We start from the raw sequence: 14,606 nt of genomic DNA on the forward strand, positions 1-14,606 counted from the left end.
CTCGATGGCGCTCGACGACGACGACATGACGACGACCGCAGGCGGCGGAAACGAGGGCCCGGCCGACTCCGGCGCAGGCGGCGGCACCCCGGGCGTCCACGACGGCGGAGCCGACGGTGGCGCCGACTCCGGCGCCGAGGGGCCGGCCGACTCCGGCGCAGGCGGGGGCACCCCCGGCGTGCACGACGGCGGAGCTGACGGTGGCGCGGACGGCGGAGCCGACTCGGGGGCTGAGGGGCCCGCCGACTCGGGAGCCGGCGGCACCCCGGGCGTCCACGACGGTGGAGCCGACGGCGGGGCCGACTCCGGTGCCGAGGGCCCGGCCGACTCCGGCGCAGGCGGCGGCAAGGCCGGCGTGCACGACGGCGGAGCGGACGGCGGAGCGGACAGCGGTGCCCGCTGAGGTCACCCGACCCGGTGGTGCCGGACGTCCCGTGCTGGGGCGGCCGGCGCCCACCGCGACGCCCCGCGGAGCCGTCGCCCGGGTCACCGGTCTCGACGCCGCCACCTTCGGCGCCCGGCACTGGGGCCGGGAGCCACGGCTCGTGCGCGGCGCCGACAGCGACGGCTTCCGCGACCTGCTCGACCTCGACGGCGTGGACGAACTGCTCTCGCGGCGCGGCCTGCGCACCCCGTTCCTGCGCCTGGCGCGCAACGGGTCCGTGGTCGACTCCAGTTCGTTCACCGGCCCGGGCGGCGCCGGCGCGGAGATCGGCGACCAGGTGCAGGACGACAAGGTCGCGGCGCTCTTCGCCGACGGCACCACCGTGGTGCTGCAGGCGCTGCACCGCACGTGGCCCGCAGTGATCGACTTCGCGACGCTGCTGTCCGGCGAGCTCGGTCATCCCGTCCAGGCCAACGCGTACGTGACTCCCCCGTCCTCGCACGGGTTCTCGGCCCACTACGACGTGCACGACGTCTTCGTCCTGCAGCTCGCGGGGCGCAAGCACTGGACGGTGCACGCTCCGGTGCACCCCGACCCGTTGCGCGACCAGCCGTGGAACGCGCACGCCACGGCGGTGGTCGCCCGGGCACGTGACGACACCCCCGTCATCGACACGGTGCTGGAGCCCGGCGACGTGATGTACCTGCCGCGGGGCTGGCTGCACGCCGCCACCGCCCTGGGCGACGTCTCGGCGCACCTGACCGTCGGCGTCCACGTCGTCACGCGCTATGCGCTGGTGGAGGCGCTGACCGCGCTCGTGGCCGACGATCCGCAGCTGCGGGCATCGTTGCCCCTGGGCATCGACGTGTCCGACCCCGAGCAGCTCGCGCCGCATCTCGCCGCCGTGCGCTCGGCCCTCACCGAGGCCCTCCACCAGGTGAGCGCCGAGGATGTGGCACGCCGCGTCCGTGGCCGGGTCTGGACGGGTGGGCGGCCCGAACCGGTGCGCCCGGTGGCCGTGGCGACGTTCATCGAGCACCTCGCCACCGGGGACGGCGTCCGGCGGCGGGTGGGGCTGCGGCACCGGGTCACCCGGCGGGGCGAGCAGGTCGTGCTGAGCCTGCCCGACCGGCACATCACGCTCCCCGCAACCACGGAGGCCGCGGTGCGCGCGCTGCTGAGCGGGACGACCTGCACGGTGGGTAGCCTCAGGGGAATGGACGAGGCCGATCAGCTCGTGCTGGTGCGCCGCCTGCTTCGGGAGGGCGTGCTGGTGCCGGCCACTCACGCATGACACCGGCGGGACCCTGGCCGCGCTGTTCGTTCGTCGCCGACGCCGCACACGACCCACGTGAGGGCACGGCACCCCCGGCCGACCGCTGGTTCCTGATCGAACACGGTGGACCGTGGGGCCGGGTCCCGCTCTCGCAGTCGGGGATACATCCCGCGGCGGTCGCCGCGATCTCGGCCTGGGTGGCCACCGAGGCCGGGCGGGTGGTCCTCGTGCGTCGGCCCGGCCGGGCCGCGGTCCGCACGGACGACGTCGTCCCCGGCGACATCCCCGGCAGGCCGCGCCGCTGGTTCCGCGTCGACTCACGCCCCGGGCACGAGTCGATCCGCACCGGGACCTTCGTCGACGAGGCTGAGCTGGTGGCGGCCGTGCACGCTCCCGGTGAGCCGTACGCGGGGCCACTGCACCTCGTCTGCACCCACGGCCGGCACGACACCTGCTGCGCGGTACGCGGACGCCCCCTCGCCGCCGCGCTCGCCGCCATCGACCCCGCCCACGTCTGGGAGTGCAGCCACATCGGCGGCTGCCGCTTCGCCCCGGCGCTGGTACTGCTCCCCCACGGCTACGTGCTCGGCGGCCTGACGGCGGAGGACGCTCCCACTGTCGTGCGCGACTACGCGGCCGGGCGGCTGGACCCGCTCTGGATGCGCGGGCGCTCGTCGCTGCCACCTGCCGTCCAGGCCGCGCAGCACCATGCGCGCGCGGTCACCGGAGCGACGGGCGTCGATGCGCTGCGGCCCGTCGACTTCGTGGCCGAACAGCAGGCGGACGGCAGCCCCGGGTGGCGGGTCGAGCTGGCCGACCCCGCCTGCTCGGTCCGGCTGCGTGAGCGGCGGGTGGAGACCGGACGGCCGCTGACCTGCGCGGCCACGGTCCCCGGCTGGATGCGCGTGTTCGAACTGGTCGAGGTCAGGCCCGCGACCAGCGCCCGCGGCGCCCAGCGCGACATGGAGACCTGAGACGCCGGTTCAGTGGGCGAGCTCTGCGCGGACCGAGGCCACCGCGGCCTGGTCGAGCAGTCCCAGCGTGGCGGCATGGGCGGCGATCTGCGCGCTGTCGTCCACGGCGAGCATCGGGACCCCGATGGCGGTGATCTCGGCGGCGAGGTCGTCGACCTGGCGCACCCGAACCGGATCGGCTCCCGTGGTGCGGCGGATGTACACGGCGGCCACCCGGTCGGGAGTCGCGCGGGCGAGCGTCGCGTAGATCTCGGGATCCTCCTGCCCGCTGTCGCCGATCAGGATCAGCCGCAGGTGCGGGTGCTCGTCGAGCAACCGCCGCACCAGTCCCAGCTTGTGGGCCTGCGCCCCGATGCGGAACAGCCCGGTGTGGGAGGGGCCCCAGTCGGTCAGGAGCAGCGGGCCGAGCGGGAACCCGCGCAGCCCCACGAACTGCAGGAGCATCTCGTGCAGGTTCCACGGGCTCGTGGAGACGTAGAAGACCGGACGCGCAGGCTTGCCGACGGGGGTGGTGACGAGCGCGCGGTAGAGGGCCGCGGCGCCGGGCAGGGGGGTGCGGTCCTCGACGTCGGTGAGCAGGGTGACCCGCAGGAAGTCCAGGCCCCGCGTGATCCCGGTGTCGACGATCGTGTCGTCCACGTCACTGACCAGCCCGATGCCCGCATCCGGGTCGGTCACCAGCACGCGCGCCGTGGCGGTGGATCCCGCCGGCCCGGTCAGCTCGACCTCCAGCCACCCCGGCGCGACGTCCGTCAGCTCGACCTCGTGGTCGACGTACCCGTCGCGGTCGGTCCGGACGACGACGGCACCGCCGGGGAGATGGATCGTCACCTCGGCGCCCGGCACCTCGATGGTGAGGAACCGCGCGATGCTCGCCCGCAGCACCGCGCGGCGCGAGCGCGGCGTCGCCGGACCCTCCCCCGAGGCCGTGGCCAGCACCGACGGCGCGGCGGCCTCCCGTCCGAGTACGAGCCGGGCACCCACCCTGGCGCGCCGGGTGGTGCCGTGGCCGATGAACGGGATGATCACCGGGTGCCGGCGGCCGCGCAGGCGGGCCAACGCGGCGACCACCGACTCGGCGAGATCTTCCACCCGCAGTGCCACCGTGATGATCAGCTTGCCCCAGTCCGTCACGGGAGAAGGGCTACCGCACCCGGTGCAGCGCTGCCACCGCGGGGTCACCTCGCGCAGCGTCACCCGGCTCACCGGTGGCTCCCCACGGCCCGGGAGGACGCCGGGTCCGTAGGGTCGGGTCGGTGCGCACTGTCCTGCTCGACCTTGACGGCACCCTCGTCGACTCCGCCAGCACGATCACCGAGCATCTCGCGGCGGCGCTGACCGAGGTCGGCTTCCCGGTACCGGACGCGGAACGGTTGCGCCGGCTGGTCGGGCCACCGTTCGAGACCGCGTTGCCGGAGCTCGGGCTGACCGACGAGCAGACCTCCGCCGCCATCACCGCGTACCGCTCCTCCTACGACGCGGTGGCCGCCACGGTCACCCCCGTCTACCCGGGCGTCCCCGCGCTGCTGGAGCGCCTGCGGGAGGCGGACCTGCGGCTGGCGGTCGCCACCTCGAAGCCCGAGGAGCTCGCACGCAAGATCGTCGCGGGTGTCGGGCTCGCCGGGTTCCTGGACCTCGTGGGAGGGGCCGACCACGTGGGTGGCCGGGTGGGCAAGGCGGCCGTCGTCCGGTCGGTGATCGAGCGGCTGGCCCTCGACCCGGCCCGGCAGCCGGTGGTGATGGTCGGCGACCGCCACCACGACGTCGACGGCGCGGCGGAGCACGGCATCCCGACGGTCGGCGTGGCGTGGGGGTACGCAGAGCCGGGCGAGCTGGACGGTGCCCGGCTGGTGGTCCCCGACGTCGAGGCACTGGCGGACGCGCTGCGCGGTGACGAGGTCTGGTCCACCGTGGCGCCCGCGCCACGCCACTGACCACCATGCGGATCCTGGTCGTCAACCCCGACACCACCGCCTCGATGACGGGGCCCGGAGATCCGACGAAGGGATGACGACCGGCCGCGGCTCCCGCCCCCAGACTCGACGACCATGGGAGACGAGGGCTCGGCCGTACCGTTCGTCCCGTCCGCATCCCGGCCGCTCCGGTGGCGCCCGTCCCTCGCCGTCCGGACGGTCATCGTTCTCGCGGCCGTCGCCCTGATCTGGATCGCCGTCGACGCCGGGCTCGACCCGTTCTTCGGCAACCCGCCCGACGACCGGCCCGGTCACGCGCTCCGCGCCGTGCTGACGGCGGTGCTGGCCGTGCCCCTGGTGGTGGTGGCCCGCCGCTACCTCGACGCGCGCCCGTGGGAGGGGCTGGCCCTCACGCCGCTGCGCAGCGGCGGGCTGCGGTCCCTGCTGTACGGGGCCGCGTTCTGGCTCGGCGCGGCAGCCATCGGGACGGCCGTGACCATCGGGGCGGGCTGGGCCACGATCGCCGCCGTCGACGTCGACACCCACGCGTTGCTCCTCGCCCTCTACCTCCCGGTGCTGGTGCTGCTGTTCGAGGCCCTTCCCGAGGAGCTCGTCTTCCGCGGCTACCTCTACCGCAACCTCGCCGACCGCTTCACGCGCTGGACGGCCGTCCTCGGGCAGGCGGCGCTGTTCACCGTCTGGGGCACGCTGCTGGGAGCGGCCGGCTCGGTGGACCGGGTACTCCTGTTCTTCTCGTTCAGCCTGGCGCTCGGTGCGCTGCGCGTGGTGGCGGGCAGCGTCTGGGCGCCCATCGGGTTCCACGTCGTGTTCCAGTGGGTGTCGCAGTACCTGGGGGCCCCCGACGGCGCCTTCGTCGTCGACGGGCGGGGGACCCTGGACGTGGTGGCGCTGTGGTTCTTCCCGATCGCGCTCGGCACCGTCGTGCTGGTGATCGCCGGTGTCCGGCGCGGGGTGGGCTGGTCGGAGCGCGACCCCGACGGACCCGTTGCCCCGGTCCCGGCGAACGGCTGACGCGGTGCCGGTCGCGATGCGGTGTCAGTCGCCTGCGGGCGTCTGCACCCAGCCGTAGCTGCGGTTCACCGCGCGGCCCCAGTTCTCGTGCTCGCGCCTGCGCAGGGCGGCGTCCATCGCGGGCTCCCAGGCGGCCGCGCGGTGCCAGTTCGCGCGCAGCACCTCCAGGTCGGACCAGTGCCCGACCGCGAGTCCGGCCGCGTACGCGGCGCCCAGCGAGACGGCCTCGGACACCAGCGGCCGCTCCACCGGCACGTCGAGGACGTCGGCGACGAACTGCATCAGCAGGTGGTTGGCGGTCATGCCGCCGTCGACCTTGAGCCGGGTGACCGGCACCCCGGAGTCGGCGTTCATCGCGTCGATCACCTCGCGCGTCTGCCAGCCGGTGGCCTCGAGCACGGCTCTGGCGAGGTGGCCGCGGTTGATGAACGACGTCAGCCCGACCATCACGCCACGCGCGTCCGGGTGCCAGCGCGGTGAGTACAGCCCGGAGAACGCGGGGACGATGTAGCAACCGCCGTTGTCGGGGACGGAACTGGCGAGCGTCTCGATCTGGGCGGCCGTCGCGATCATCCCGAGCGAGTCGCGGAACCACTGCACGAGCGACCCCGTCATGGCGATCGCGCCCTCCAGCGCGTAGACGGGCTTGTCGCCGAGCACGTACCCGACCGTCGGGATCAGCCCGTGGGCCGACTCGGCCAGCCGCGGCCCGGTGTTCATCAGCAGGAACGCGCCGGTGCCGTAGGTGCACTTGATCTCGCCTGGCGAGAAGCACGCCTGCCCGACGAGCGCGGCCTGCTGGTCGCCGAGCGCCCCGGCCACCGGCACGCCGGGCAGCACGGCGGTGCACGTGCCGTACACCTCGGCGTTCGGGCGGATCTCGGGCAGCATCCGCCGCGGCACCGCCAGCACTTCCAGCAACTTCTCCGACCACTCGAGAGTCCGGACGTCCATCAGCATCGTGCGGCTGGCGTTGGTGACGTCGCTGACGTGCCTGCCGCCGTGAGGGCCGCCGGTGAGCCGCCAGATGAGCCAGCTCTCCATCGTGCCGAACAGGACGTCGCCCGCGTCGGCGCCCTCACGGGCGCCCGGCACGTGGTCCAGCAGCCAGCGCAGCCGTGGGCCGGCGAAGTAGGTGGCGGGCGGTAGCCCGCAGATGTCCTTGATCAGGGCGGCGTGCCCGTCGTCGGCCAGGCGGGCGACGATGCCGTCGGTGCGGGTGTCCTGCCAGGTGATCGCGGGCGCGAGGGGGACGCCGGTGTGCCGGTTCCAGATCACGGTGGTCTCGCGCTGGTTCGCGATCCCGAGCCCGACGATGTTGTCCGGGGTGAGGCCCGCGTTGCGCAGCGCGGCCGGGACGACCCTCGTGACGTTGCGCCAGATCTCCGCCGCGTCGTGCTCGACGAGCCCGGGCCGCGGGTAGTACTGGCGGTGCTCGCGCTGGGCCACGGCGACCATCCGCCCGGACCGGTTGAACAGCAGGCACCGGGTGGACGTGGTGCCCTGGTCGATCGCGGCGACGACGCGCTCGGTCATGACTGCCCCCTCCGCCCCGTCATCGACCCTCCATCAGCGCCGCCGAGATCTCCCGCGCAGCGCCCACCATCTGCTCGAGCATCCACGGCCGCAACTCCCCGCCCAGGCCGAAGAGCTCCTCCACCGGACCGACCACGGCGATCGCCGCGACGACCATCCCGCCGCTGGACCGCAACGGGGCGGCCGCCCCGCCCACCCCCGTCTCGTACTCGCCGGTGTCGCTCGCCCAGCCCCGGCGCCGGGCCACCGCGAGATGGGCCTCCAGCGCAGCCACGGTGGAACACGTGCGGCCGGTCCAGCGCTGCAGGTCGAGCTCCCGGGCGTGCGGGGTGGCCACCGGCGCGAACGCGAGCAGGCACTTGCCCAGCGCGGTGGCGTGCAGGGGTCGCTCCTCCCCCGTCCGGATCCGCTGGGGTGATCCGTCCGGCCGGAACACGTGGTGGACGAGCCGGACCGACTTCGACGCCGCGATGCCCACCTGCACCGCCATCCCCGTGCTGCCCGCCAGGGAGTCCGCCCAGTTCATCGCCCGGGCGCGCAGGTCGTGCGGGTCCCAGCCTCCGCCGCCCAGCTCGCGCAGCCCCGGACCGAGCCGGTAGCGGGAGGTCTCCACGTCCTGTTCGACGAACCCGACCTCCCGCAGGGTCCGGACGATGCCGTGGGCCGTGGGAGGCGGGAGGTCCAGGGCCGCTGCGATCTCCTTCAGCCCGAGCGGCCGGTCCGTGCTCCCGAGGAGCCGCAGCACCGCCGCTGCTCGCTCGATGGACTGGATGAACCCCGGCACGGACCGACTGTACGACCCGTGCACGGCCTGTCCACGCAACGCGACACCCCCTGCACGGACTCCCCGTCTCGATGCTTCCCGTCGCCCACAATGTGATGTTCGTCCGATCGGTGGTTCGACAATGCCGAACCATAACCGTTGACCGCAGGTCACACCCGTTCCTAGCGTTCAGGAGCCGCCGATTCGAGCGGCACCCTTCCAAGGAGGGCTTCGATGGCGAAGAACTCGTATATCGGGGAGCTGGCGGCCGAATTCTTCGGCACCATGATCCTCTTGTTGTTCGGCGCAGGTGTGGTCGCGCAGGTCGTGGCAGGCGGCAGCGGCCTGGGCGACCACGACTCCATCGCCTGGGCGTGGGGCATCGGCGTGATGCTCGGTGTCTACGTGTCGGGTCGTCTCAGCGGCGGCCACATCAACCCGGCAGTGACGATCGCGCTGGCCACGTTCCAAGGGTTCCCGTGGCGCAAGGTCGTGCCCTACGTGGTCGCGCAGACGGCAGGGGCGTTCGTCGCAGCCCTGATCGTCCGGTTCAACTACGCCAACTACATCGACATGATCGACCCGGGCCACACCTACACGACGCAGATCATCTTCTCCACGCTCCCGGGTAACGGCGCAGCCGGCATCAGCCTCACGACCGCGTTCTTCGACCAGATCATCGGCACCGCGATCCTGGTCTTCGTGGTCTTCGCGCTGGTCAACGCGAGGAACAACCCGCCATTGTCCAACCTCGGCCCGGTGGTCATCGGGCTGCTCGTGGTGGGCATCGGCATGGCCTGGGGGGCGAACGCGGGCTACGCCATCAACCCGGCCCGTGACTTCGGGCCCCGGCTCGCGTCGTACATCACCGGATACTCGACCGCCTGGACCGACCAGAACGGCACACCATATTGGTGGCTGCCGATCGTGGCACCGATCATCGGTGGCCTCATCGGTGGCGGGCTGTTCCAGCTCTGCATCAACCGCTTCATCGTCGCCGCCGAAGAGGCCTCCGATCCCACTCCCGTGGGCCGCGACGTCCCTCGGTAAGACCCACCAACACCAGCGGAGACAACTCATGGCCGAGTTCGTCGGTGCCATCGACCAGGGCACCACCAGCACCCGCTTCATGATCTTCGACCACTCGGGCAACGAGGTGGGTCGCCACCAGCTCGAACACGACCAGATCCTGCCGCAGGCCGGCTGGGTCGAGCACAATCCCGTCGAGATCTGGGAACGCACGTCGGCGGTGGTCCAGACCGCACTCAACAGGTCCGGGCTCTCGTCATCGGATCTGGTGTCACTGGGCATCACCAACCAGCGCGAGACAGCCGTCGTGTGGGACAAGCGCACGGGACGCCCGCTGTACAACGCGATCGTCTGGCAGGACACCCGCACCGACCGGATCGCCTCGGCGCTCGACAGGGACGGGCGCGGCGACGTCATCCGGCAGAAGGCCGGGCTGCCGCCTGCCACCTACTTCTCCGGCGGCAAGGTCCAGTGGATCCTGGAGAACGTCGACGGGGCCCGGGAGGCGGCGGAGAGCGGCAACGCGATCTTCGGCAACACCGACACCTGGCTGATGTGGAACCTCACGGGCGGCAAGGACGGCGGCGTCCACGTCACCGACCCGACGAACGCCAGCCGCACGATGCTGATGAACCTCGAGACGCTCGACTGGGACGACGAGCTGCTCGGCTTCTTCAACATCCCGCGGTCGATGCTGCCCGAGATCAAGCCGAGCTCGTGCCCGGAGTGCTACGGCACCACGCTCACGAAGGGTCCGCTGGCCGGTGAGGTCCCGATCACCGGCGACCTCGGCGACCAGCAGGCGGCCACCGTCGGCCAGGTGTGCTTCGCCCCCGGCGAGGCGAAGAACACCTACGGCACCGGCAACTTCATGCTGCTCAACACGGGCACGGAGCTGGTGCGCTCGAAGGCCGGGCTGCTCTCCACCGTCTGCTACAAGTTCGGTGACGAGCCGGTGGTCTACGCACTGGAGGGCTCGATCGCCGTCACGGGGTCGGCCGTGCAGTGGCTGCGTGACCAGCTGGGGATCATCTCGGGCGCGGCGGAGAGCGAGTCGCTGGCCCGTCAGGTGGAGGACAACGGCGGCGTCTACTTCGTCCCGGCGTTCTCGGGGCTCTTCGCCCCGTACTGGCGCTCCGACGCCCGCGGCGCGATCGTCGGGCTCTCCCGGTACAACACCAACGCCCACCTGGCCAGGGCCACGCTGGAAGCGATCTGCTACCAGAGCCGCGACGTGGCCGAGGCGATGGAGAAGGACTCCGGAGTCCACCTGGAGGTGCTCAAGGTCGACGGCGGTGTCACCGCCAACGAGCTGTGCATGCAGATCCAGGCCGACGTGCTCGGCGTGCCGGTCAGCCGGCCGGTCGTCGCGGAGACCACGGCACTGGGAGCCGCGTATGCGGCGGGGCTGGCCGTCGGGTTCTGGAAGAACACCGACGAGCTACGCACCAACTGGAACGAGTCGAAGCGCTGGGAGCCCCGGTGGAGCGACGAGCAGCGCTCCACCGGGTACGAGCGCTGGAAGAAGGCCGTCACCAGGACGTTGGACTGGGTGGACGTCGACTGAGCGGTTCTCCGCCCGGACGTCTCGTGCACGACGACGATGAGAGGAAAACCATGAGATCGGTTGCGCTCTCTCCGCAGGCCCGCGAGGCCGCACTGGAGGCCATGAGCTCTACCGAACTCGACGTGCTGGTCGTCGGGGGCGGTGTCGTGGGCAGTGGGTCTGCCCTCGACGCCGCCACCCGCGGCCTCACCGTCGGGCTCGTCGAGGCTCGTGACTTCGCGTCCGGCACGTCCAGCAGGTCGAGCAAGCTCATCCACGGTGGCCTGCGCTACCTGGAGATGCTGGACTTCCGACTCGTCGCCGAGGCGTTGCAGGAACGGGGTCTGCTCATCCAGAAGCTGGCACCGCACCTGGTCCGTCCGGTGCCGTTCATCTATCCGCTGAACCACCACGTGTGGGAGCGGATGTACGCCGGTGCCGGTGTGGCGCTGTACGACACGCTGGCGCTGCTGTCCGGGCGGGCCAGGGGTGTGCCCCACCACCGCCACCTGACCAGGCGCGGAGCGCGGCGCGTGTTCCCGTCGCTCCGCAAGGACGCTCTCGTCGGGGCGCTGGAGTACTACGACGCGCAGGTCGACGACGCCCGGCACACGATGTTCGTCGCCCGCACGGCGGCGGCCTACGGGGCCCATATCGCGTCCAGGGCGCGGGTCACCGGGCTGCTGCGCGAGGGCGAGCGGGTCACCGGGGCGGAGGTGCACGACCTCGAGTCCGGCCGCACCATCAAGGTGCAGGCGCGGCAGGTCGTCAACGCCACGGGCGTGTGGACCGACGAGACCCAGAGCCTGGCGGGCGAGCGCGGGCAGTTCCACGTCCGGGCGAGCAAGGGCATCCACCTCGTCGTGCCGCACGACCGGATCCGTGGCGACTCCGGGCTGATCCTGCGCACGGAGAAGTCCGTGCTGTTCGTCATCCCGTGGGGCCGGCACTGGATCATCGGCACCACCGACACGGACTGGACACTCGGGCTGGCCCATCCGGCGGCGAGTGCCGCCGACATCGACTACCTGCTCGACCACGTCAACAAGGTGCTGGAACAGCCCCTCACCCATGCCGACGTGGAAGGCGTCTACGCCGGGCTGCGGCCCCTGCTGTCGGGCGAGTCCGAGTCGACGTCGATGCTCTCGCGGGAGCACGCGGTGTCACACGCGGTGCCCGGTCTGGTGGTGGTGGCGGGCGGCAAGTACACCACCTACCGCGTGATGGCAAAGGACGCCGTCGACGCCGCGGTGCACGGGCTCTACCAGAAGGTTCCGCCGTCGGTCACGGAGGACGTGCCCCTGCTGGGGGCCGAGGGCTTCACGGCGCTGAAGAACTCCGCACATGTGCTGGCCGAACGCTACGGGCTGCACGAGGCGCGCATCCAGCACCTGCTCGGCCGGTACGGGTCGCTCATCCACGAGGTACTCGACCTGGTGGAGCAGGACCCCTCGCTGGGCGAGCCGCTCACCGGTGCGCCCGACCACCTGCGGGCCGAGATCGTCTACGCGGCGTCGCACGAGGGCGCCCGGCATCTCGACGACGTGCTCGCCCGCCGCACCCGGATCTCGATCGAGACCTTCGACCGGGGCATCGGGGCCGTCGAGGAGGCCGCCCGGCTCGTCGCACCGGTACTGGGCTGGAGCGGCGAGCAGATCGAGCGCGAGGTGGAGCACTACCGCAAGCGCGTGGAGGCCGAGCTGGAGAGCCAGAAGATGCCCGACGACGAGACCGCCGACGCCGCCCGGATGGGCGCACCGGAGGTCGTGCCGGTCCGGTGACCCGGTTCCGGGACGCGCCACCCTCGAAGGTGGCGCGCCCCGGGACGGTCACTCCGCGGTGAGCGCGCCCGCGCTCTGCAGCTCGCGCCGCAGCAGTTCCTTGCGCACCTTGCCGTTGTCGTTGCGGGGCAGTCGCGCGACCAGTTCCAGCCTGCTGGGCAGGTACCAGTCGGTCATGCCCTTGCCGGTCAGGTAGGAGCGCAGCTCCTCTAGGGTGACCGGGGACGGGCCGGCCGCGACCACGACCGCACAGGCGAGCTCGCCACCGTGCCCGTCGGGGTAGCCGACCAGGGCGACGTCGGCGACGGCCGGGTGGGTGAGCAGCTCGGACTCGACATCGTTGACCGGGATCATGAACGCACCGCCGATGCGGTCGCCGGCCCGGCCCATCAGCCGGATTCCGTCACGCCCGTCCGGGATGGCGAGGTCGCCCGTGTCGAACCAGCCGTCGTCGTGCTCGGCGATGACGGTGACCGCGCCGCTGTCCCGCCCGAGTGTCGCCAGGCACAGGCCGCCGCCGCGGGCGAACAGCCGCCCCGGCCGGTCCGCGGTGATCTCGGTGTCCGACCGCAGGTCGAGCTCCGCCCAGGAGAGCGGTCGTCCGTCGCTGTGGGCGGACCAGTCCGGGGGATCCTCTCTGCTGGTCAGCGTGCCGATTCCGAGCTCGGTCATCCCCCACCCGCTCTGCAGCGCCACCCCGAACACCCGCGGCACCTCCGCGACCAGCGGCCGCGGGACGGTGGTGGCACCGCACCCGACCATGCGGAGCGCGGGCAGGTGCTGAGGCTGCCCGTTCCCGGCCGCGATCAGGTCGTCGACGAAGGCGGGTGCGGAGAGCAGGATCGTGCTCCCGGTCTCGGAGAGAACGGCGGCACCCCGCTCACCCGACCAGGAGTCGAGCAGGACGCTGCACGCTCCGGTGAAAAGCGGGAGAAGGGCGAACATGTGCCCCCCGATGTGCATCGACGAGTGCGGGGTGAAGATCACGTCCGGAGGTCCGACCCGCTCCTGCTCGGCTACCGCCGAGACCGTGGCGTACACCGTGTTGTGGGTGTGGAGCGCGCCTTTCGGATCGCCGGAGGTGCCCGACGTGAAGAAGAGCGCGGCGACCTGGTCCGGGTCTTCCACCGCGTCGTCCACGGCGACCGGATGACGCTCCTCCCACGGGGTGTCCTCGAAGAACGGGCCGAACTCGACCTCGCCGTCGTCCGCTTTCCCGAGGACGACGCGGTGGCGCAGCCGCGGCAGCCGGGGAGCGATCTCCCGCAGTGCCGCGGCGTGGTCGAACCCCGCCCACTCGTCCACCGTGACGAAGACACTCGCGCCCACCCGAGCCAGCACCCGCTCCAGCTCGCGGGGACGGATGGTGGTCATGACCGGGGCCACCACGGCCTGCAACTGCATGGCCGCCAGCTGGAGCGCGCCGGCCTGCCACCAGTTCGGCAGCTGGTAGGACACCACCTGGCCCGGCCGCACACCCAGCTCGTACAGCGCTCCGGCGAACCGCTCCACGTACCGTCCGTAGTCGGCGTAGCTCAGCTCCACCGAGCTCATCTGCGTGGGCCCGCTCTCCGCCCGATACGCCCGGACCGCGACGGCCTCGGGCGCCTCGCGGCACCACCGACGCAGATCTCCGACCGGCGTCGAGTCCCGCCAGATCCCGGCGCTGCGATATTCCTGCGCAGTTTCACCCGGCGCACGAATGGTAAAGTATGACATAGGAAATCCCCCAGGCTCTCCCCGAAACGTCCGATCCCACGGTACTCGAAATTGCCGGACCGGGCCGGTGATTCATCCTACGAGAATTAACCCAGAGAATTGACAGAATGGATATATCCGCCGAACCAGGCCATCAGGATTGGTGTGCGACGCGGCGGCCGACTAGTCCTCGTCCCAGACACCCAACAGGCTGACCAGCACGAACACCTGCACCGGCACCGGCAGCCCCGGCAGATCCGCTTCCGCATCGCCCCGCCATGCGCTGACCCGATGCACTGTCCCGACCGGGCTGTCGGCCCTCATCAACACATGTTCATGGCGGATCAGCGACGGACGCTCGAAGGCATGTGTGACGCCGCCGGTGTCGAGTGTCCACTCCCCCCGGCCCACCCCGTCAGCGAGCGCGACGAGCTCGCCCCGCTCGTCGACCAACCGGAACCGGCGCCACGACCATCCGCCGCGGGCCACGTCGTAGCGGCGGCCGTCGAGCACGAAGGAACCCCCGCCGAAGAACGCCGACGGCTTCCAGACACAGAGCTGCGCGCCGTCCTGGGTGATCTCGTATCGGGTGCTCAGCAGCCCCATCCGCGACGCGCGTAGCACGCGCACACCCCACCACCCCTGCCGCGGATCCGCCATCCCCGTGACTCCT

13 protein-coding genes are annotated in these 14,606 nt (G+C 72.1%); 8 read left to right on the forward strand and 5 right to left on the reverse strand.

Annotated elements, in window-relative coordinates; all coding sequences use genetic code 11:
- Positions 1–4: 4 nt before the first annotated feature.
- From AC5L35_RS19450 to AC5L35_RS19460, 3 genes are read left to right on the forward strand one after another with little or no spacing between them, the layout of a single operon-like run.
- On the forward strand, positions 5–403 hold the full coding sequence (locus tag AC5L35_RS19450) for a BatC protein (protein ID WP_495061079.1): 399 nt from the start codon (positions 5–7) through the stop codon (positions 401–403).
- Positions 393–1,679 (forward strand): cupin domain-containing protein, encoded by a 1,287-nt coding sequence (locus tag AC5L35_RS19455; RefSeq protein WP_495061080.1) that lies wholly within the window; start codon positions 393–395, stop codon positions 1,677–1,679. Before AC5L35_RS19450 ends, AC5L35_RS19455 begins: the two co-directional genes overlap by 11 nt.
- Positions 1,676–2,635, forward strand: a complete 960-nt coding sequence (locus AC5L35_RS19460; RefSeq protein WP_495061081.1) for a ferredoxin family protein — start codon at positions 1,676–1,678, stop codon at positions 2,633–2,635. The genes AC5L35_RS19455 and AC5L35_RS19460 overlap by 4 nt, the downstream gene beginning before the upstream one ends.
- A 9-nt stretch (positions 2,636–2,644) precedes the next feature.
- On the opposite strand, the gene AC5L35_RS19465 is transcribed toward AC5L35_RS19460, so the two are convergent.
- Entirely contained in the window at positions 2,645–3,841 is a 1,197-nt protein-coding gene (locus AC5L35_RS19465; protein WP_495061082.1) for an App1 family protein phosphatidate phosphatase, read from the reverse strand.
- A gap of 50 nt (positions 3,842–3,891) precedes the next feature.
- Between AC5L35_RS19465 and AC5L35_RS19470 the strand changes: the two genes are divergently transcribed.
- Positions 3,892–4,569: an HAD hydrolase-like protein gene (locus AC5L35_RS19470; protein WP_495061083.1), complete on the forward strand. Its 678-nt coding sequence runs from the start codon at positions 3,892–3,894 to the stop codon at positions 4,567–4,569.
- A 114-nt stretch (positions 4,570–4,683) separates the two neighbouring features.
- Positions 4,684–5,580 carry a CPBP family intramembrane glutamic endopeptidase gene (locus tag AC5L35_RS19475; RefSeq protein ID WP_495061084.1) on the forward strand — a complete coding sequence of 299 codons (897 nt, stop codon included), beginning with the start codon at positions 4,684–4,686 and terminating at the stop codon, positions 5,578–5,580.
- Positions 5,581–5,604: 24 nt separating this feature from the next.
- Here the strand turns inward: AC5L35_RS19475 and glpK (AC5L35_RS19480) are convergent, their stop codons facing one another.
- Positions 5,605–7,116, reverse strand: a complete 1,512-nt coding sequence (gene glpK / locus AC5L35_RS19480; RefSeq protein WP_495061085.1) for a glycerol kinase GlpK — start codon at positions 7,114–7,116, stop codon at positions 5,605–5,607.
- A 19-nt stretch (positions 7,117–7,135) separates the two neighbouring features.
- A complete protein-coding gene (locus tag AC5L35_RS19485; protein WP_495061086.1) occupies positions 7,136–7,900 on the reverse strand; it encodes an IclR family transcriptional regulator in 765 nt (254 codons plus the stop codon).
- 213 nt (positions 7,901–8,113) lie between these two features.
- On the opposite strand from AC5L35_RS19485, the gene AC5L35_RS19490 reads away from it, so the two are divergent.
- The 3 genes from AC5L35_RS19490 to AC5L35_RS19500 are packed head-to-tail and all read left to right on the forward strand — an operon-like array spanning position 8,114 to position 12,235.
- Positions 8,114–8,929, forward strand: a complete 816-nt coding sequence (locus tag AC5L35_RS19490; RefSeq protein ID WP_495061087.1) for an MIP/aquaporin family protein — start codon at positions 8,114–8,116, stop codon at positions 8,927–8,929.
- Positions 8,930–8,957: 28 nt separating this feature from the next.
- Complete coding sequence (gene glpK, locus AC5L35_RS19495) at positions 8,958–10,475, forward strand: glycerol kinase GlpK (RefSeq protein ID WP_495061088.1); 1,518 nt, start codon at positions 8,958–8,960, stop codon at positions 10,473–10,475.
- 50 nt (positions 10,476–10,525) lie between these two features.
- Positions 10,526–12,235 (forward strand): glycerol-3-phosphate dehydrogenase/oxidase, encoded by a 1,710-nt coding sequence (locus AC5L35_RS19500; protein WP_495061089.1) that lies wholly within the window; start codon positions 10,526–10,528, stop codon positions 12,233–12,235.
- Between the two features lie 48 nt (positions 12,236–12,283).
- Here AC5L35_RS19500 and AC5L35_RS19505 read toward each other — a convergent pair whose 3' ends face one another.
- Entirely contained in the window at positions 12,284–13,954 is a 1,671-nt protein-coding gene (locus AC5L35_RS19505; protein ID WP_495061090.1) for an AMP-binding protein, read from the reverse strand.
- Positions 13,955–14,116: 162 nt separating this feature from the next.
- Entirely contained in the window at positions 14,117–14,593 is a 477-nt protein-coding gene (locus AC5L35_RS19510) for a hypothetical protein (protein WP_495061091.1), read from the reverse strand.
- Positions 14,594–14,606: the final 13 nt, after the last annotated feature.

This window comes from Pseudonocardia sp. OZ21, assembly GCF_059359135.1.

Bases quoted from the DNA above. Each gene is read 5' to 3' on its own strand.
- AC5L35_RS19475 (WP_495061084.1), top strand. From the start codon at position 4,684: ATGGGAGACGAGGGCTCGGCCGTACCGTTCGTCCCGTCCGCATCCCGG.
- AC5L35_RS19510 (WP_495061091.1), bottom strand. From the start codon at position 14,593: ATGGCGGATCCGCGGCAGGGGTGGTGGGGTGTGCGCGTGCTACGCGCG.
- AC5L35_RS19450 (WP_495061079.1), top strand. From the start codon at position 5: ATGGCGCTCGACGACGACGACATGACGACGACCGCAGGCGGCGGAAAC.
- glpK (WP_495061088.1), top strand. From the start codon at position 8,958: ATGGCCGAGTTCGTCGGTGCCATCGACCAGGGCACCACCAGCACCCGC.
- AC5L35_RS19460 (WP_495061081.1), top strand. From the start codon at position 1,676: ATGACACCGGCGGGACCCTGGCCGCGCTGTTCGTTCGTCGCCGACGCC.
- glpK (WP_495061085.1), bottom strand. From the start codon at position 7,116: ATGACCGAGCGCGTCGTCGCCGCGATCGACCAGGGCACCACGTCCACC.
- AC5L35_RS19505 (WP_495061090.1), bottom strand. From the start codon at position 13,954: ATGTCATACTTTACCATTCGTGCGCCGGGTGAAACTGCGCAGGAATAT.
- AC5L35_RS19490 (WP_495061087.1), top strand. From the start codon at position 8,114: ATGGCGAAGAACTCGTATATCGGGGAGCTGGCGGCCGAATTCTTCGGC.
- AC5L35_RS19500 (WP_495061089.1), top strand. From the start codon at position 10,526: ATGAGATCGGTTGCGCTCTCTCCGCAGGCCCGCGAGGCCGCACTGGAG.